Source organism: Microcoleus sp. S13_C5, assembly GCF_036700845.1.
Lineage (GTDB): Bacteria > Cyanobacteriota > Cyanobacteriia > Cyanobacteriales > Microcoleaceae > Microcoleus.
Genome location: NZ_JAUBPR010000090.1, coordinates 1 through 19,092 on the forward strand (window position 1 = coordinate 1; position 19,092 = coordinate 19,092).

The window sequence follows — 19,092 nt, forward strand, 5'->3', positions numbered from 1 at the left end:
CAGAGGTACTGGAATAAAAACTAATCCTCCTATTTTTAAAATCTTAAAGCCTCCCAAGCCTTAAGTAAACCGTATTGGGTACTATTCCTAATTCATCTAACCGTTGCCAAACTAAATGTTCTATTTCGATTAAGATGATTCCTCTTCAGTCTTAAGCAAAAAGACACACCTTTTTCCTTCAGCCAGAATCCTTGCGTCGATAGAACAAAATTCACGGTCTCCTAAAATGATGACTTTATATTCTGAAAATAATGGTAAAACTTGCTGTAGATTTGTAGTTTGTTCCTGGAAGTTGCTGCTGCCCAATTTTGGCAACAATGACCAGTATAATGGAATTGCTCTTCGCTCCCAGATTAAGCTAACCATGAAGAGATTAATACACCCCCATTGACTGCGAGCAATTGATCTTGATAAGCGAGTAACAACACGGCAATAAGTGGTCAACCAATAAGTAATTAATGGGAACCAAATTAATTCGATCGTTAAGTGAGGTAAATCTAAAAATTTTTGTAATTTACGTCGTCGACTTTCGGCTGTAATTAGACAGGGAAATACTCGGGAAAGCCGTTCTAATCTCACTTGTTTTTCTGATTGCATCAAGGATACTTGGTTGTCATCACCAAAAACTGAGATGGCGTCAGGTATTTTTGTAAATGAGTCTGGTAGAATCTTAGTATCATTATTTTTGTGGAGAGGCAAGCGTGTAACAATTCTGCGGCCTATCTTTTTTTACAACAAGTTGGCTCAATCCTTACTAACTATGGGTTTCAGGGGGGTTGTCACCCCTCCAGGTAAGTCGGCGCCAAAAAACGCCTCTATGTAAACGAGGGCCAAGTCTCCAAAGGCTCTCTACTGGCTGACTTAAACCTGTTTACATTATGTGGTTTAATCCCGGCAACCTACTTACCTGTAAGGCTGTTGGTGTCGGGATGGATAGGTTGATTGACGTAGGTTGGCGAGTCAATCAATCCTGTCACGGTGTAATCGCTGCACTCTTGTATAAGCTGAGTAAGAGTTTTTTATTTATACAAGTAAAAAAATACTGCATTTAAAGCTCGTTAACCATGTGATCGAAAATGGCGATCGGGAAAATTGCTCTGGGGTTGGGACTTTAACTTAGAAGTGATATCGTAGTATCGGTAGATAGTAGATTTCCGGCTGTCAAACAACTTGAGAATTGAATCAATGACAATTTCTGTAACTATCGGGTTAAAGCCGGAAATAAAGTCGTCGGCATTTAGATTTTCTCGAAAAAATTCCTTAGCTCGATCGCACTGATAGCGCATTTCGTTAAAGCCAACAACTTTTACCACAAACGTTGTCAGGGGCGAACTCTCCAAATCGGTATTAGAAGTGCTTTTAGCCCGCCCATTTTCTAATAAATTCAATACTTCCGCTTCTAAACTAATTTTAGGTTTGTAAGGTTTGTCTATTTCGGGAAAAAAGCTTTCCAGGCGCACGCAGTTAGGAGCTTGCTCCGGAATTCCTCCCATCATCATCGCGAGAGAAACCTCAATCCCCAAATCTGAAGAAAGAGCTTCTAGCAGAGCTAGAGCAGGCAGTTTGCACCCCAAATAAAGCTTCGCAATTTCGAGATTGTACTTAGCAGTAGTTTCCCAGCACTGATAGGTGCGATCGTCTGGATATCCCTCAAACTGCCGGAAAATTATTTCTGGCTTGAGATAATTCAGAAAACCTTCCATCTTGAGCAACGCAACTCGGTAGTCGCGAATCGTGTAAAAACCACAGCAGATGAGATTGTGATTGGTTTCCGGCAGTAAATTCCAGGTATTTGCCAAAAAATGGGCTGAACTCTGGTGAGCAAAACTCATCACATCCCGGTTAGAAATTCGCACAGCTTTTTTGACCGTTCCCCGCATTTCCTCATCAGTCAAACTGAGGTTAAATCGGCTATTTATTACTTGCAAGCGGTCATAAAGGCGCTGGCTTACTGTTACTCCGGACTCGGGGGCGCGAAACGGGATTGTTGCTTCAATGCAGCTTGCAATTTGAAGCAATTGCTCGCGTTTTAGAAATGGTTCTAGAGCTTTTGCTGCTACCACAGCGCTGAGAAATTCGTTTTGTCCGGCGAAAGGATTGAGGACTTCGCCCGGTACAAAATTGAATACCAGCATTACCATCTCGAAGATAGCATCCGCCGGTAGTTCAGATTGATCCCGAATTTGTAGTTGTTTGTTAACCTCTTTTGCAACAGGAGTGATGTAGTAGCTGACGTTAAAGTTAATGCTGCGATCGACTTGCACGTACACGGTATCGTGAAATAAAGCTGCCAAAACCTCGATCGCGTCTTCATCTCCCCCCACCTCAAAAATATGTTCGGGAGTGTGAAAAAACCGCCAGGGCCCCATCATCGGCTGAACAATCAGTTCGGCAATCCGAGCGACTTCACTTGGTTCGACTTTTGCTTCCAGGCGATCGAGCGCCCAAATCAGCTTTTCTAAGCACTGTAAGTAGGCTTGTTTGCTATCCATCACAGTCTTTCCCAATAACATTGCTGTCAGTCGATTTTAGATTTTAGATTTTAGATTTTAGATTTCCTCCACAGATGAATCTGGAAGCTTGAACCTTAGTCTAAAATTTTTAGATCTCCACGACTGGAGTCGACGGCTTGTATCCGTTTTGGGAGGGCATCTCAGCCACCCTCCTGTTAGTTTGATTTTGTCCTAGATGCGCCCCGGTTTTTTTTGCTTGGGATTTCTGAGTTTTTTGTTGAAGACTTTAGCTGCTATTTAGGAGGCAAATACGTACTTAAAATTAACTTAATTTCCGGTAGCTGATCTCCCTTGTTTTCCTAATCGAATAAGCACAAAGTATGACAAGTAAATTACATAGATTACTAAACCTATCAGACCCAACAATCCCAAAAATTGAGGGGTTGCCGTAGGGTGAAACATTTGTTTATAGAGCCAAGGTGGGTCTAACCAAACGCGGCAAAAAGGTTCGTCAATTACCTGAATTTGAGATTTAAAAGCACAGCTTAAGAAGGGAAGTTGAGCTAGAGCGCCCAAACCGCTGTAAACAGTAATCGCCCACCGCCAAGCTGTAAAAGCCAGTTTCAGGGGCGACTGCGGTCGATCGGCAATTTCTTCGTTTAAATCCTCCCAAAACCACAAACTAGCAGGAATTAAAGCCCTCCCAATCACCGACGATACAAAGCTCACAGGCAGCGCAGCCATCATCAGGTAAAGTGTAATTGCCAGCAAACTTGCCACCCGCCAATAAATAATCGACAAACGGACGATCGCCTCAGCTTTTGCCACAACAGCCCAAATCAGCACTACCAGCGGGATCGAAATTGTTAATAACACAGACAACCGGTAATCCATCCAGACTAGCGGTTGAAACCAAGGCCCGGTGGCTGCCAATAAAAGACTCAACATCTTTGGGAAAATATACTCACTTATTTGTCACAAATTTTACTACAAAAATGCTAAAAAATCAGCAACCAGAACACGGTCTTAATGTTTTGTTGCTGCTATTTTTTCTAAGGTACTTGGCGCGCTTTGAAGGGTACTTGAGACACGATAGACGGCAATACCCTTGAGTTAAAACTCGTTTATTCCTGAGATCTCTCCTTCCCATCCTCGCCTCCCTTGGGGGACGCAAGAGCAAATTCTTGTCCCCCAAGGGGGGCGAGGGGGAAGCTGGCGGATTTGAACCGTATTGGGATAGAGGGCAAATCTCACCATTATTTCAAGGCTCAACCCCTAAAATAAAATTCTCCCGCGCCAAAAGTTAGATTTCGGCGCGGGAGGCAAGGCATAGAGCTAAATGGCTCGTTTATTCCTCGTAGATGCGGCACTCAGCAGCGTCAGGATTGTCGTCGCAAAATTTTTCAAAAGAATTCTTAGGTTTGACTTGCTTTTGGTGGGAAGCTTCTGCTTGCAGTTCTTCAACTGCGTCCCACGCCGCCGCGCATTCCCCGGAAGTGGCGCCCTTGAGGTCACAGACGGTACGAGCGCTTTCTAGTTCTTCTTCAATTTTTTCTTGGATGTTGCCTGGGGGTGTTGTTGTCATAAAGCTTGTTGGTATGAAAGTGTAGGAGAATATGGTTGTCCCCGACCTATTTCTAGGTAATGTTAGCACGCGCCTTTGTTTAGTGAGCTTGTTCGGCTAACGGCACGTCCTTAACCCAAATAAAGATGTTTAACCGTTAACGACAGAGCAAGGGACTAGCTAAGCAGCCGCTTGGTGTCATAACTCAAAAAACGTAGACCTCTAAAGTCTTAGGCTAGTCAAGAGTGGTTTAAGTCTTAGGCTAGAAGCCCAGTGTCTTTAGACCTGGGTCATTGACCTTATTAAGTAAGAAAGGTTTTCTTGTTGGATGTTAGTTTGGGTTGGATTTGCTGTTTCGGTCTGGCGACCCCAGCTAATAATAGCTTGAGATGCGCTGCTGTTGCAGCAGCCCAGATAGAAACCATCCATAACTGCGATCGCAGCCCGTCTCTAGTTCCTGCTTTACTCTACGCCGTCGGCGGGGGAAGAGTTCACAGGCATCAATGTAGGTCGAGCTGACCTTACTTTTGATGAAAACATTACACGAAGTTGGTGTGTCAAACTGTATTGAGCTTTATCTTTTAAGATTTAGCTGAATACGGCATTTAACACTAAACAGATTAATGGGACACTCATGTTAACTTATGTTAACACAAGAACGGCAATCCATGGGGAATCGATCGCCCAAGAATAGCGTCCCCCCAGCGGCCAGTTCCGGTTAGCCTAATGTATAGAGATAGTTTTATAGAGAAGTTTGCCTTATGTACACCCAAAACCAAATGCAATGGGTCAGCGCTTTATCAACCCGTCCCTCTTTGGAATCCGCCCTCAAAGAAGTTATAGAACAAGCCAATCGCGACCTAGAAGGCCCGGCTGATTTAGCGCTGATATTTATCTCGTCTGCCTTTGCCAGCGAGTATTCTCGGCTGATGCCTTTACTCCGAGAACTGCTGCCAGTACCCGCGATCCTGGGCTGTGGCGGGGGAGGAGTCATCGGCACGAACCGGGGCGGCCTCACCGAAGAAGTCGAGGGATCTCCGGCAGTCAGCCTGAGTCTGGCGCGCTTACCGGGAGTGAATGTCAGAACTTTTCACGTCGGTGCAGAAGAACTGCCGGACTTAGATAGTCCCCCGGATACTTGGGTGGATCTCTTGGGCGTGCCGGCCCCGGAAGAACCGCAGTTCATCATCTTGGCCGACCCCTTTTCCGCAAAAATTAACGATTTGCTACAAGGGCTAGATTATGCCTATCCGGGCGCGGCAAAGGTAGGGGGACTCGCCGGGGGGGACGGTGCGGGCAGGGGCGCGGCGCTGTTTTGCGACTATCAGCTTTACCGAGAAGGGACGGTTGGGGTAGCTTTGAGCGGCAATATAGTTTTGGAAACGATCGTAGCTCAAGGCTGCAGGCCGATCGGGCATCCTTATCGGGTGACGGAAGGAGATCGCAATATTTTGCTGAAACTCGAAGAACAAACCGACGATACCGGCAGCGGGGGCATCGAGCGCTCGCCCTTAGAGGCTTTGCGAGAGTTAGTTCAAACTTTGAGCGAAGAAGACCGAGAATTAGCTCAGCACTCGTTATTTGTAGGCTTAGTTAGCGATGAATTCAAGCTGACATTAGAGCCGGGAGATTTTTTAATCCGCAATCTATTGGGAGTAGATCCGAAAGTGGGAGCAATTGCGATCGGCGATCGAGTCCGTCCCGGACAGCGCATCCAATTTCACCTGCGGGACGCGCGCACCTCCGCAGAAGACCTAGAAATGCTGCTCGATCGCTATCAACGGGCCGCCCAGTACAGCGGTACATCCAGCGCCGGTGCCTTGATGTTCTCTTGTCTGGGGCGCGGCGAAGGGCTTTACGGCCAATCGAACTTTGACTCCCGACTATTTGGCCGATACCTCAAAAACATCCCGCTGAGTGGCTTTTTCTGCAATGGCGAAATTGGGCCCGTCGGCGGTAGCACATTTCTGCACGGCTACACCTCCGTATTCGGGATTTGTCGCCAAAATTCATAATTTGTGAACTGTTGACTGTTGACTGATGACTGATGACTGTTAACTCTGGGCTGATGACTGTTCACTGTTGACCATCTAAAATCTAAAATCTAAAATCTAAAATCGATCAACTGATGACCAATAAATAAAAGCGGCAGTCGCCTGCCGCTTTTAGCTGTAACTAGATTTCTAGAAACCTTAGAAACTAAAGGTTGTACGCAGGAGTCCGACCCAGATATCGTCGTTTCTGTTGTTGTGTTCGGGATTCAGAATCACGTAAACGCCCGGTGTCACCGAAATAAAGTCATTGACTTGGAAGCGATAGAAACCCTCTAAGTGATAAGAGGTGTTGCGGTTTCTGGCGACATCACTTTCAGTAACTTTTGGAGGTACACCGAAGACAAAACCGAGGAGGTTGCCTTGCCGGCCAAAATCTGCCAGGGCCAAAGTGATAGCACCATTCTGGATGGTAGCGTCATTCTTGCCCCCTCGCAGTTGTTCAGCCTTTGTATAACCGTACCAGCCACCAATCTGAAAGCGCCTGCTGGGTTTGAAGTTAACTTGCACGCCATAGTTATCTGATCCAGTGGGTGCTTGACCGAAAGGCTGGTTAGCCAAAGAACTGCCCGTGCCACCCATGACGCCAACATCGCCTGCACGATTGTATTTGCGGGTGTAAGTCAGGCCCAAATCAAACGGTTTGCTAAAAAAGCCTATCTGACCCAAAGCGCTGAAAGAACCGTTGAAAACGCCCCTGCCCTCTGCGGGGTTGGGAGCATCGCTGTCGCCGGCGAGATAGCCTGCAGTAGCTCGGAGGCTGCCCAAGTTGAAAGTCACACTTGCGCCAGCTCCCTGCGGCCCGCGGAATACGGCAGGGTTACGAACTCCAAATCTGGAAATTGCACCAGTACCCGTAGAGTTAAAGGGTGTTACCGTCTCTGCAATTTCATCCAGGTCAAGTCCTTTAGGACCGACAAAGACTGTAGCCCCACCCAGCGGGAAACGATAGTACACTTCGTCTAGTGAGAATTGGCTGTTATCACCCCCATCAAAGGCTAGGCGAGCCATGTTAGTACCCGTAGCGGTTTTTGCTGAGTAGTTGGCGACGTTGTTTGCTTGCAAGCGGGTTCTGAGCAAGTCTCGACCGGTGAAGCTTGTCAATAAGTTCAAGCGCACCCGGTACCCGAAGTTGGTAGACGTTTTGTCGTCGTGAAGGCCGATACCATCTCCGAAGGTGTCGCTGACGGCAAAAACGGCTTCTCCAGCCAATTTGGTGGTGGTGGAGAACTGGTTGGCTTCGAGTTCTGCGGTGCGAGCTTCTAGGCCGTCTACTCGTCCGCGCAGGGTAGCGAGTTCGGCTGCAAATTCTTCTTGCAGGCGTTGCAGGATGGCTAAGTCGTCTCGGGTAACTAAGTTACCTGTTGACCCAATTAGTTTGGTTATGTTGTCTAAGCAAGCGTTGACGCCGGCTGCAAATTCGTAGCGAGTCAGGGCGCGGTTGCCGCGGTAGGTGCCGTCGGGATAACCTACGATACAACTGTAGCGTTCGACTAGGGATTGCAGCGCTTGGAATGCCCAATCTGTCGGACGCACGTCAGAGAGCTGAGAGACTGATGTCACCTGGGACATGGTTCCGGATGGTTGGGCCGGCAGCGCTTGGGGAGCGACAGGGACGATCGGGCCGCCCATTCCGGCGGGTGCTGTCTGAGCAATTTCTACTTTAGTAGCTGGGGTGCTGGCGACTCCTGGCACTTCAATTTTCGCAGGGGTGTAGCTCTGGCTGCTTTGCACTGCCAAGTCTGATGCTTGGGGTGACGGTTCGGCTGTGCCTGCTGCTGCCAGGGGTTCAGTCGCTGCTGCGGTGCTGGCCGGAGCGCTTGGGGCTGCTGACTCGATGTCGCTCCCTGTTGTTTGCACTGTTGTTTGCAGTGCTGCTGCGCTGGTGTCTGGTTCAATTTTTGCCAGTTTTTCAGCGTCTGCGGAGTTGGCGACCGGGGTTTGGGGCGCTTCGACGCTGTTGTTTAAAGCCAGCTTTTCTGGGGCAGCAGGGGCTGCTGCAACTGGTTCTGCAACTATTTCTGCAATTTTTGACTCAGATGACTGAGCTGTAGCTAGCTGGTTGGCTTCAGCGGTTGCGGTCACTTCGGCGGCGATCGCACTGGCACTCATGACTGATGATAGCCCCAGAATTGCCGGGGATACTAGCAGTAAATTCCAAAAAGTTCTGTTCATTTTCCTCACACCTTCACACTCTATTCAACTCGACGAGCAGCAATTCCCAACTGCTAATTTTTGTGGTTGCTTGCCTGTTGACAATAACTGCCAAAATAGAACCTATCCATAACTGTGGACTCACAGTTGATTCACAGTAGGCGTGTCTACTTCTGCTTGAACGTAGGGAGCTGATCCCTTATACTGCCCAGGCATCAATTCAGGTCAAGCCCACATTACATTACAATTGATTATACCATCACGTGCTAATTTCATCTCTCGATCGCCCGACTTGCTCGAGTTGCTCTGCGGGCGAGCGACAACTGGTTCTACAGGTTCGACAACAATCTGCCTCTAACTGACAACTGCCCAGAGTCCTCGGTTACGCCAGACTTAACAGACAGTTATAGGTAGGATTGTGGCTGCTTGTCGCATCCCTTATACAGCTTTATATCCTATAATGTCAAGCTTTTTAACCTAACTTTAAACCTCGCCACCCGGCAGGGGCTATTTTCCCGCCATGAGTGGGGAACTGAGAGCTAAAGGCTGGTAGATTGAGTCGATCCAAACCAAAGTTCAGGCTTGACAAATTTTGGTTTTTTGATGCCCGCTGCCGTCGGGAGTTGCCAGGACGATCGCCGTTTTTGAGACTAACCGTCGGCGGGTTTAATTTCCCGCTATTTTAACACAACTTTTTTGTTGTTTGAGTGCGGCTGCAACTGGTGGTGCTTGACCTGCTGTTGGCGAAAGGAAAGTTCAGTGGCTTGACAGACCACTATCTCCATGATTCCTAGAGGTTTTAACGATGTTTTTGCCTACGGACGATCGCAGGAGTTTAGTGCTAAGCTGGCGAAAAAGCAGAACTCGAAAATAGAGCTGCTGTCAGAAAAAAAACCAAACCCTGGGGGTAAGCAAGTTATACCATTTTTGCTTAAAAAATTGGGAGTAACTGATGATATCAAGGTTGGGAGCTTGCCTACACTTGGATTATTTTGGGTAACTGGTATTAGTGAAAAAGTGAGGTTTTATGGAAGATTTTGGTGTTATTATTGCTTGCTGCGACCAAGATTATTTGTTTGCAAAGGGTTGCTGTGCTAGCATCCGATATTTCCTGGGAGATGTTCCCATCTGCCTGTTGATTGACGGTACGTTTTCCGTGCTTCCCCTAGAAAAAGTTTACGGAGTGCGCGTCATTAATCACGATAGCGTCTCTGAGCCACTTCTGAGAAAAAGAAGCTTTGGTTGGGGAAAAAGTCATATGATTCCCTTTTGGGAAAGTCCTTGGCAAAATTTTCTCGTGATGGATGCAGATACAATTGTTTGGGGAGATGTCCTCAAATTGGCTAATTTTCAAGACTTCGACTTTATTATTGACCAGCCTTGTCAGGATTACTCGGATGCGGATATCACGGAATTTTTCTTTGACATTCCGGGAGTCGAAAAGTATTTTCCAGATTTTCGTTGGCAAGACTATCGCTCTCGCTATGTCTGTCCAGGCACATTCTTTGGGAAGCGAGGTGTTTTCAGCTTAGAGGAGTATAGAAAGATTCTGGATTTTAATGATGAACATCCAGAGATATTTAAGTATGGAGACATGGGCTTTTTTAACCTGATGGTCTTCCGCGCCGCTCAAGAGGGCAAACTGCGGGTGCAGAATGTGGATATGCAGTTGTTGGTGCCGGATTTTGACCAGGATTTGCTGAGAAAACGGTTTCCGGTTGAGTCAAGCGGGCCTGGGGGCGATCCCACTCAGGCGACTGTGATTCACTGGTGCGGGCCCAAGCCAAGTTTATCTAGTGGGAAAGTTTACTCGGAACCGATGAATTTTTGCCGTCGCAAGTGTCAGGAGGATGTTTGGAACCGCACGGGTTTGGCTGCCGAGATGTCGCTGCAAGTTGAGGATTTACAGCGATCGCTCTACGTGTATAAGAATAAGTTTAAGAAGAAGTTTCGGCAGTTGGCCCGGAAGTAAGTAGGATTTTTTAACCGCAGATATCAGCGGATAAACGGGGATGCACGCGGATTGGGGGTTACCCTTCGAGGGGCAAACTTGGCCCGGCTGGGGGTAAAACTTGGCGGTGAACGCTTATTTTGTGGCTTTCCCGCTGAGTTTGCATTTCGACGGCGATCGCCTCAAATTCGACTTCCATGCAGCCGTAGGGAATCTCTAACTCGATACTTGCTCGAACATTCCCTAACCCGTTAGCTTTAAATTCGGTAATCCAGCGCGGCCCGTCCAGAATTAGATAGGTTTGCCGATCGTACACCCAAACTTTCACATAAATCCGGGGCATTAATTCCGGGAGTTGCACTTGCACTTTTACAGCCTGGCCCGCGATGATTTCGCCGCGGGGCAATTCCAAAATGGGCATCGGTACTAACTCGTCTTCGGGCAAAACGTAGGGAGTTGGGGGAGTTACTTCTGCTGCGACAGTTGCGGTTTTTTGAGCAACTTGTTTCGGCTGCGGGGGCTCGTCAAAAACCACAAATTCTCTGGCTTCCGGGCTAGTAGATTTGGGGTCGGAATTTGTTTGGCTGGTTTCGGGTTGCTGCTGGGTTGGGCTGCTTTCTTCCACAACGGCAATTTCGTCGCTGCTATTGGCGGCGGCTTTTTGAGTTGGCGACAGGGTGGTTGCTTTCAGCCATTCGGGAGATTCGCCGTTGCTGGCTAAGGAACTCAGTCGCGACCAAAATCTATTTTGGACGTTTAAGGTTTGAAATGCCTGTTTTGTGGGTACTGGCGGGGTTTCTGGGGCTGTTGTTTCGGGTTGGGGGCTGTTTTCGGGGTTTTGGTCGATCGCTCCGATTTCCGCTGTTTTAGGGGAAGCAGGGATGTCTGATGGTTTGGTTTGTGGGTCGATCGACTCTGCGACCGTTCGGGGCGAATTGGAGATTTCCGACAGCAATTGCGATCGGCTGCTGTCGGGCAGTTTGTTACCGAATGCGGGCAATTCTAGACCGCCTCCACTTGGGGTGTGACGCGAAGCCAGTAGAGGGGGTAAGGCTTCAGTGGTTGGGACTTCGGCGGGGGATGGAGGGTCTAAGGATTTTTCTACTAGCTTGAGGAAGGATATATTTTTGGCGCTTCCAGACGGTTTTGAGGCAGTTGGGGAGGGTTCGGCTTGATGCTTTTCTTCGATGAAATTGTCTTTAATTTCCTGTAGAAGGTGCTCTAAACGAGCTGTAATTGTGAATAGTTTGGTGGCTAGGGTGACACCGCCGCTGCTGAGAATTGCTTCTCCTAAAATTAGGCGGCTTTTGCACTCGGTTGGGATGTAGGTGACGCAGGCAAAGATGCAGGGGGGAACTTGTTCTGGCATCGGCTGCTGGATTTCTGCGAGAATTTTTGAGGTTTGGGGGTCGCGCAGGTAAATTTGCAGTTGTGCTGAACCGATGAGTTGTTTGAGTTCTATCGCTTCGGATTCGGGGATGAGAGTTGCTGTTTTTCTGCTTTGTTGGGGGGGTTGGGGAATGTCGATTTTGCCGGAAATGATTAAGGGGCGACCGAGTTGGGTGACGAAGGTTTCTTGATCGAGGACGAGTTCGAGTTGGACGCCCGGTTTGGGTTCGGGGGTTTGGGGAATGGGGAATTGGTAGATTTTGGTCTGCTGCGGTGCTGAATCGGCTGCTGGGATTTGGGTTGGTGCGGGGCGATCGACCGGTGCTGCCATTTGTGGTGCGGGGCGATCGACCGGTGCTGCAATTTGTGGTGCTGTAGGGGAAGTTGCCAGTTCGGTTTGGTCGATCGGCGGTAGGGGTTCGGAGGTTTCCGATTCTGCGGGCAATACTTCCAACTGAACGCCGTACTGCCAAGGTTTTAGTGGTGTTGCTTTGGGATCTGGCAAGCAAGAGAGTTCCCACAGTCCGGGTTTGAGCCTGGTGTAGGGAATGATCACGACTAATCCTTCGGGGTTGGTGCGGGCCGATCGGCTTTGGACTTTCCGCTGCGCCCCTGGGTCGAAGGAGGTATGGGTAATGCGAATTTCGATGTCGGTGTTGGGGTGCTGAATGCGAGCAACCACGCGGTATTTACCTTCTAGAATTTCCACGTCGGAGGTTTCTAGGGGCAACCAGGCGCGATCGCCTTCTTTCTGTAGCAAAAATTCTAATTTTTTCATCTTTCTTTCCCCTTGAAGGCTCCCGCTTGATTCGTCACAGGTTGGTGGTGGTTTGTTGAGCGACAGCTACAGATATTAAATTACTTATGTTGTATAGCCTATCACCACTGTCGGTCAAGAGGCCCACTTACCAAGGACTGCCGATCATGCTGAATGCTGCCCAATAATACGGATGGGATAAATCTTTGCTGTCGAGTTTGGGGATGGACGGGGGCAAGGGAGTTTCACCCCGGGAACTTCGCAGTTGACCGCCTTTGATCGTCACTTTGCCTTCGATCTCGGCAATTTGTGCTTGCCTGAGAGCTTCAGCTTTAATGATTGGAGGGTCGTTTTGCCTGCTGATTTTTAACTGCTGGTAAAACTCTGTCATCAGGGCGAGAGTCCCCGCATCGCTCACGTACCACAAGCTGGCGAGGGCTGATTTTGCTCCTGATTGCAGCGCTAAACCTGCAAATCCGAGTTCTGCTTCTTTGTCTCCCAAGGCGGTTCTACAAGCGCTTAATACTAATAGTTCGAGGGGCGGATTGTTCCATTTTAAATCTCTCATTTGATCGAGACCCAGTTGGGTGTCCCAAAATTGAATGTAGGAGTTATTTGGGGTTCCTGGCCGGAATTCGGCGTGCGTGGCAAGGTGGATGATTCCGTATTTTTGTTGCAGTCGCTGGGATTGCAAGTTTACTATGGTGAAGTCTTGGTTGAGAAACGATTGACCGGGCCACTGTCGAACGATCGCGCCTAGTTCTAATGGAACTGCTGGCAGCGGTTCTTTGTTCGCCGTTTCTGCGAAATCTGATGCTCCCATTGCTAGGACTTGCGCGTTTCTGAGGTCAGTGTAATTGCTGTCTGTGAGTTTGAAGGCGGGGATGCGGGAGAGGCTGTATTTTTGGATCAGAAATTGCTTTCCGTCGTGCATTGCTGCTAGGGGTACGGTTCGCAAACCTGCGCCGACGCAGAACAGCAAGGTTTCAATTTTTGCTGTTTGCAAATCTATTTCTAGGGGTGCAACTATCCATTTGTAGAGTTGTTGGGCTGGTGCTAGATAGCTGGTGGTGTTGATTTTTACGGGGTTGGTGATTTGGCTGCCGAATTCTTTGACTACTGAGAGCAGTTTCTCTTGTTTGGCTTCGGGGACACTGCGGAGAATGGGCGGGTGAGCGGGTAATATTAAGATTAATTCTAGTTGGTCGGTGCGGGGGATGGCATAAATTAAAGCTGGTTTTTTCTTTGTTTGAACTGCTAGACGGGAGAGAGTTTTTGATATTGCTTCGGCGGTTTTCGCACGGGCTGCAAAGTCTTGTTCAAAGTATTTTTGATAGTCTTCTTCCCAGTTTTGTTCGATTCTGGTTACAGCTTCAGTGAGGTTGCCCCGATCGAGCAAATTTCTCATTTCTTGCCCGTTAAGCCCGCCCTGGTTTGTGTTTTGGGCAATTGTAGCGAGGTTCGCGGTACTCCAGCAGAAAAATATTGCTATCAAACAGTAAAAAATAGCTTTTTTAATTTTTTTCTGAGTCGTGTGTTTTTGGCGTTGCTGCTGGGATTGGTAGTGCATGATTTGGGGGCGGTTAAGGGCGCCGTTGGTGGCAGCAGTGGAGAAAAGTTTGGATGTGGGTGGGAATTTTGACTGTGCTGGCGATCGCCGCACGATTATAGTATTCAAGACCAACGCCCAATATCTACCGTAGGGTGTGGATACCAGCCGCAACAGAGATTCCACGCCAAGAAATTCGCGATTTATGTAAAGTTTTATAAATTATGAAGAAGTTTTGCATAAAAATGGCAGATTCCGGCTGAGAAAGGAATAGAGGGCTATGCAGGAGGATGTAACCGCACCCGCCGATCTCGATCGGAGAAATAGCTGAAGTCCGGCGGGCTGCATCGCTGCTTAGAGAAAATTTTTCTGAGTATCCTTGGAACAAGAGATGCCTACTAACGATGAAATTGACGATGGGTTCAAACAGCTAGCTATAGCTGCTAAAAATCATCAGTCTCGAACTTGAGGGCGACAGCAAGCTATGACCAAATTAATCACGGAGGTTGAAAAATATAAAATCATTAACTGTCCCTAAACTACTAAGTTTTCCTCCGCAAATTATCAGAAATTTTGTGCAGAAGCCCTACACAAGTTGATGTGGCGCATTTGTAGGAAAATTCACAACTACCGACCTGAGAAAGAAGTTTTTACCGTCAATATTTTGGGGTTCATTTATGCCGCCGACGAAGACTTTTAGTTTATGTTGTAGCGGTTGAGGTGCAAAAACTGGGAGGCGCGGCTTCATGGCGATCGCATATTTATCTTCAACTAAATACTTCTCGGGTTTCCCGTTGTAAAGCATTCTCATTGTTATATTCCGCAAATTTCCGTCCAGTACAAATACTAATGTTTCAATTTGAGGGTTTTTCTTGAGTTCGGGTGTTCTAGGATTTGTGAATTTTTAAAAGCACCAGTTAGCCGCAATAAATCGCCTAAATTTATTAACCCATATGCGGCGATTTCAGTCTCGGATAAATTTTCAATTATTGCTTTTTATCGAGGAGATATTTGCTGGTTAATTAAGTTGAAACAATTAAAATCAGCTAGCTCTAAAAGTGGGTTCAAAGTATTGCAAGCTTGGCGGTAGAGTCCGGCTGACTGTAGATTTTGGGCTGCGACAACTTGGCGACGGAATATTTCAGTTTGACTGCTAGCTTGAATTATAAGAAACAGGTACTTGTAAACAACAAAAAAAAGCCGTCAATCCTGCCCATAAAAACCAATTTTTCCACCCGATGGTATTCATCTTACAAATAACCAATAACAATTAACAACTGACTAATGACCACAACTTAACAGCTTTGCCAAAACATTTCGCGTTATCTGCTGAGATCCGGCATTTAAAACTGGCGGCCGCAACTGTGGCGCATTGTAATCGTCCAATCCCCAAGCCCACTGCATCGAACCGGTGGCGAATACTTTCGCGCCAGAATCTGCTGTATAAATCGTCATGTCAGCATACCGAGTGCCCCCGCCGTGAGGGTATGGAGAATGGGCGACCCGAACTATATTTTTAGGGGCATTGCCAAACATTCGATCGACTTCATAACCCAACAGTCCCGGCAACTTGTCTCCCTTTTTTACCCCAGTTTTTTCTAGCAGCCAACCGGGGGCATTTTCATCAATGACAATATCAGAATTAACTTGAAATGTCTCGTACATGACGCCGATTAAAGTATCTTCGGGACTGCCGACAGTGCGGTCTCGCCAGCGAGTTGTTACTAAAGAATGAAGTGCTGGAGATTTATGATTATTTGTTGCTATTTCAGCGCGTTCTGGTTTGTCGATGCCGTAGTTTAATTGCCCGCCTGCAGCTATGCCTACCGGGGAATTAACGGCACCAAGTTCTCCTTTTAATCCGCCCAGAGGGTCTAAATCGGCCATTTCTTTATAAGCAACTACAGTTCGGTTTACTTCGCCGGTAATCCGGCTGGGTTCTAGGCGAATCTGCCAGTAGCAAATATTGGAACCAAAAAAGCCGATACTGACGCCTTCATCTCTAGCGGCTTCTATATTTTCCCGCATATCTCGCGACCAATATTCGTCGTGACCTACAGACAAAAATGCTTTGTGAGACAACAGCAATCGGGAATTAAAATGCGTGTCGATGTTGGTGGCATAAGTAACATCGTAGCCTTCTTTTTCCAGCCACCTGACCATATTGTATTCCCAACCAGCACTCGAAGTTCTCCTTTTTGGCTGAAAATTTGTTATAAATTCCCCCGCACCTAGGCCGTAACTGGCTTTGCGGTTGGGACTCATGGCATAGGGCCGATTAAAGGAAACTTTGTAGGCTTGTTTGGCCTGACTGTTCCAGCGGTAAAGCGATTTGTAGCCCCAATTGTTGTAGGCTTGATAAGTGGTGACGCTGGATTGAAATAAAATGTCTGATTTGCGATCGTCATCCCGGACTACAAATATGATATAGCTTTGCTTTCCAGTTCGGCTGGCGGTTAGTTTGGCTAAATAAATGCCGCTTATCCAGTCATCGGTGCGATCGGGAATTCGCAAAATATACGGGTCTTTCCAATTGCATTCTATCAGTCCCGATGCTTCATCTTCTATCGGCGGAGGCTGTCTGGTTCCCTTGCGAATAATTGGGTCGTTCATCCGCCGCCCGCCGAGTCCGTCATACCATCCGGTGCGGAATATTTCTATGGTATAATTGGGTTCTTTCGTGTTGACAAATAATTTAATTTCGCCGCCGACATTGACGCTGGTTAAAGAGGCGTAACCTTCGATTTCTCGCTTGGTGGCAGGATTTTCTAACTCCCAGTCGGCGGTGCCGGCTTTTTGGTTTTCTCTGGCTATGGGATTGGTGGCGATCCTCTTCGAGGGCTTCGCTAACGCACTTTTTTCGGAATTTGAATAGTGTTGAGAAGGTGCTGCGCTGTTATAAAAAAAAGGGGCTGCTAAGCCGATTGAGAAAGCTTTAAGAAACTCTCGGCGGCGCAATTTCCACAATAGTTTAACTGTCACGGGTAATAAGTATAGGGTTTTAGGTGATGGGTTTTACAGTTGGGTCTTGGTGTAGCGGGCCTAACATCAATTAACATTAACCCAAAAGACATCATACCTTAGATAGATTGTGTCCGATCGCCCTAGGGACGGCGCGATCGCGATCGGACTGGGGAATGTGTCTTAGTATTTCTTCACATATCCTGCTTTCGGCCTATGATATATGCCTTATGGCGTATTTGTGTTTAAAGCCCGTTACCGCGTACCGCTGATGAGTCAATCAACCAATTCACCGCTATCCCAACCAGTTTCTCGACGCACCGCCCTCAAATTCCTTGGAGTCGGTGCTGCAGGAGGGCTGCTGGGCTACTCTCGATTTTCCAAGCCAGAGCCCACCGTTTTTGTGCAAGATTCTATTGACTTGCCGCGAATGCTAAATCAGCGCAAAACCGTTGCAGTTGTAGGGGCAGGCTTGGCAGGGCTCGCCTGTGCTTACGAACTCTCCCAGCGGGGTTTCGCCGTAACATTGCTCGACAAATCGCCCCAACTCGGTGGCAAAATTGCTAGTTGGCCGATTCAAGTTGGAAACGAAACTTTTATGATGGAACACGGTTTCCACGGTTTTTTTCCGCAATACTACAACCTCAAAAGTGTGGTTGAAGAACTAGAAATTAGCGATAATTTTGTATCTTTAGAATCCTACGCCGTTCTGTTTCGAGACGGCAAATACAAACCCGAAGTTTTCCGTCCCAACCATTCAGCTTTTCCCTGGAATATAGTTGATTTGGGGATATCTTCTCCCAATCGGCTCAAGTGGGGAATCAATCTTACAAAACCGGCTCACTGGCAAGTGTTTCGAGAAATTGGCGGTTTTCAAACTCAAAAAACTTTCGATCGTCTCGACAATATATCAGTTGCCGACTGGGTAAAAGGTGAGTTTCCGCGCGGGCTTTATGACTTGTATTTTCTGCCTTTTGCCAAGTCCAGTCTCAACGCTCCCGATGAATTGAGCGCGGGAGAATTAATGCAGTTTTTTCACTTTTACTTTTTTGGAAATCCAGAGGGTTTGGCATTCAACGGTACGCGACAAGATATGGGCACGAGTTTGGTGCAGCCTATTGCCAGAGCCATTGAAAGCAAAGGCGGCAAAGTATTAACAGATGTCGCAGTCAGTGAGATTCGCTGGGAAAACGGCAAGATAGATTCTCTGAGTTACCAGTCTGGAGACGTGCAAAGTAAAATACCTTTTTGGGTGAAGCGAAACGCGCTGTTAACTGACAGCCACTCTACCGAATATTTCGGCGCTGGAGACAGCGTATTTGCCGCCGCACCATCGGGAAAAGAGGCAATTTCTCTGAGCTGCACTCACCAAGGCTGCACAGTTCAGAAACAGAACGACGGTCAATTTCACTGTCCTTGTCACGGGGCAGTTTTTGATGCCGAAGGGCGGGTTGTGAGCGGGCCTGCTCAGCGGGATTTGCCTCGATTTAAGGTAGTCGATGAAAAAGCAGATGAAATACAGTTAGCAGCAGCGGTTAACCAATCACAGCCGCAAAATTTGGGAGAAACATTGAAGGCTGATTATTATGTTTTGGCGGCAGATGTTCCGGGGATGCAGCATTTGTTTAGTTTGGCCAGCGGTGAGGTAAATCCGCAGGTGCAGAGCCGGATCGAGAGTTTGAAAATAGCCGATCCGTTTGCGGTGGGCCGTTTTTGGTTCGATCGCGAATTTCCCTGGGAACACAGCAATTTCAGTTCGCTTTCCGGCTACAAACTGACTGACAGTATCACGCTTTACCACAAAATTCAGGATCAGTTCATCGAGTGGAATCAGAAAACTGGCGGTAGTGTAGTGGAACTGCACGCTTATTGTTACAAGGAGAAGGAATTTCCCAACCAGGAAGTTGTACTGGCTACTTTTGAGCAAGAATTGTACGAAATTGTACCGGAATTAAAAGAGGCAAATATGCTGCACCGGGAATTGGTAAATCAAAAGAATTTCTCTGGATATCCGCCCGGTAGTTATGCGGAAAGACCAGAAACTTGCTGCGCTGTTCCCAATCTGTTGTTTGCGGGAGATTGGGTAAAAATGCCGTTTCCGTGCGGTTTAATGGAAAGGGCAGTGAGCAGCGGTTTGTTGGCAGCTAATGCTATTTTATATCAGGAGGGTTTGCAGAGGCGATCGCTCTTGACGGTGAATCCCGAAGGCGTGTTAAAAATCTAAGGTTGGCAGCGGATCGGGCTTTATAAATCGCCAATTATG

12 protein-coding genes are annotated in these 19,092 nt (G+C 47.6%); 3 read left to right on the plus strand and 9 right to left on the minus strand.

Annotated elements, in window-relative coordinates:
• Positions 1–129 precede the first annotated feature (129 nt).
• The 4 genes from QUA04_RS20840 to QUA04_RS20855 form a co-directional block, all read right to left on the minus strand.
• Complete coding sequence (locus QUA04_RS20840; RefSeq protein WP_333260106.1) at positions 130–699, minus strand: hypothetical protein; 570 nt, start codon at positions 697–699, stop codon at positions 130–132.
• Positions 700–1,058: 359 nt separating this feature from the next.
• A complete protein-coding gene (locus QUA04_RS20845) occupies positions 1,059–2,513 on the minus strand; it encodes a hypothetical protein (protein WP_333260109.1) in 1,455 nt (484 codons plus the stop codon).
• Between the two features lie 267 nt (positions 2,514–2,780).
• A complete protein-coding gene (locus tag QUA04_RS20850) occupies positions 2,781–3,401 on the minus strand; it encodes a DUF3177 family protein (protein ID WP_333260112.1) in 621 nt (206 codons plus the stop codon).
• A gap of 400 nt (positions 3,402–3,801) precedes the next feature.
• A complete protein-coding gene (locus QUA04_RS20855; RefSeq protein WP_333260115.1) occupies positions 3,802–4,038 on the minus strand; it encodes a Calvin cycle protein CP12 in 237 nt (78 codons plus the stop codon).
• Between the two features lie 740 nt (positions 4,039–4,778).
• Between QUA04_RS20855 and QUA04_RS20860 the strand changes: the two genes are divergently transcribed.
• The gene (locus QUA04_RS20860) at positions 4,779–6,032 is read left to right on the plus strand and encodes an FIST N-terminal domain-containing protein (protein ID WP_333260118.1); all 1,254 of its coding nucleotides are present in this window, start codon (positions 4,779–4,781) and stop codon (positions 6,030–6,032) included.
• A gap of 177 nt (positions 6,033–6,209) precedes the next feature.
• Here QUA04_RS20860 and QUA04_RS20865 read toward each other — a convergent pair whose 3' ends face one another.
• A complete protein-coding gene (locus QUA04_RS20865) occupies positions 6,210–8,243 on the minus strand; it encodes an iron uptake porin (RefSeq protein WP_333260121.1) in 2,034 nt (677 codons plus the stop codon).
• 1,006 nt (positions 8,244–9,249) lie between these two features.
• On the opposite strand from QUA04_RS20865, the gene QUA04_RS20870 reads away from it, so the two are divergent.
• Complete coding sequence (locus QUA04_RS20870; protein WP_333260124.1) at positions 9,250–10,194, plus strand: hypothetical protein; 945 nt, start codon at positions 9,250–9,252, stop codon at positions 10,192–10,194.
• Between the two features lie 58 nt (positions 10,195–10,252).
• On the opposite strand, the gene QUA04_RS20875 is transcribed toward QUA04_RS20870, so the two are convergent.
• The 4 genes from QUA04_RS20875 to QUA04_RS20890 all read right to left on the minus strand — a co-directional run bounded on the left by QUA04_RS20875 (position 10,253) and on the right by QUA04_RS20890 (position 16,850).
• Positions 10,253–12,340 carry a hypothetical protein gene (locus QUA04_RS20875; protein WP_333260126.1) on the minus strand — a complete coding sequence of 696 codons (2,088 nt, stop codon included), beginning with the start codon at positions 12,338–12,340 and terminating at the stop codon, positions 10,253–10,255.
• A 127-nt stretch (positions 12,341–12,467) separates the two neighbouring features.
• Positions 12,468–13,997, minus strand: coding sequence for a CHAT domain-containing protein (locus QUA04_RS20880; RefSeq protein ID WP_333260129.1), 1,530 nt, complete (start codon positions 13,995–13,997; stop codon positions 12,468–12,470).
• 457 nt (positions 13,998–14,454) lie between these two features.
• Positions 14,455–14,679 (minus strand): hypothetical protein, encoded by a 225-nt coding sequence (locus QUA04_RS20885; RefSeq protein WP_333260131.1) that lies wholly within the window; start codon positions 14,677–14,679, stop codon positions 14,455–14,457.
• 470 nt (positions 14,680–15,149) lie between these two features.
• Positions 15,150–16,850, minus strand: a complete 1,701-nt coding sequence (locus QUA04_RS20890; RefSeq protein ID WP_333260134.1) for a N,N-dimethylformamidase beta subunit family domain-containing protein — start codon at positions 16,848–16,850, stop codon at positions 15,150–15,152.
• A gap of 202 nt (positions 16,851–17,052) precedes the next feature.
• Between QUA04_RS20890 and QUA04_RS20895 the strand changes: the two genes are divergently transcribed.
• The gene (locus tag QUA04_RS20895; protein WP_445242349.1) at positions 17,053–19,053 is read left to right on the plus strand and encodes an FAD-dependent oxidoreductase; all 2,001 of its coding nucleotides are present in this window, start codon (positions 17,053–17,055) and stop codon (positions 19,051–19,053) included.
• Positions 19,054–19,092: the final 39 nt, after the last annotated feature.

What these genes read in the sequence shown, in the direction of transcription:
- QUA04_RS20845 (WP_333260109.1), bottom strand. Translation starts at nt 2,513, where the DNA reads ATGTTATTGGGAAAGACTGTGATGGATAGCAAACAAGCCTACTTACAG.
- QUA04_RS20850 (WP_333260112.1), bottom strand. Translation starts at nt 3,401, where the DNA reads ATGTTGAGTCTTTTATTGGCAGCCACCGGGCCTTGGTTTCAACCGCTA.
- QUA04_RS20895 (WP_445242349.1), top strand. Translation starts at nt 17,053, where the DNA reads ATGCCTTATGGCGTATTTGTGTTTAAAGCCCGTTACCGCGTACCGCTG.
- QUA04_RS20865 (WP_333260121.1), bottom strand. Translation starts at nt 8,243, where the DNA reads ATGAACAGAACTTTTTGGAATTTACTGCTAGTATCCCCGGCAATTCTG.
- QUA04_RS20860 (WP_333260118.1), top strand. Translation starts at nt 4,779, where the DNA reads ATGTACACCCAAAACCAAATGCAATGGGTCAGCGCTTTATCAACCCGT.
- QUA04_RS20875 (WP_333260126.1), bottom strand. Translation starts at nt 12,340, where the DNA reads ATGAAAAAATTAGAATTTTTGCTACAGAAAGAAGGCGATCGCGCCTGG.
- QUA04_RS20870 (WP_333260124.1), top strand. Translation starts at nt 9,250, where the DNA reads ATGGAAGATTTTGGTGTTATTATTGCTTGCTGCGACCAAGATTATTTG.
- QUA04_RS20885 (WP_333260131.1), bottom strand. Translation starts at nt 14,679, where the DNA reads ATGAGAATGCTTTACAACGGGAAACCCGAGAAGTATTTAGTTGAAGAT.
- QUA04_RS20855 (WP_333260115.1), bottom strand. Translation starts at nt 4,038, where the DNA reads ATGACAACAACACCCCCAGGCAACATCCAAGAAAAAATTGAAGAAGAA.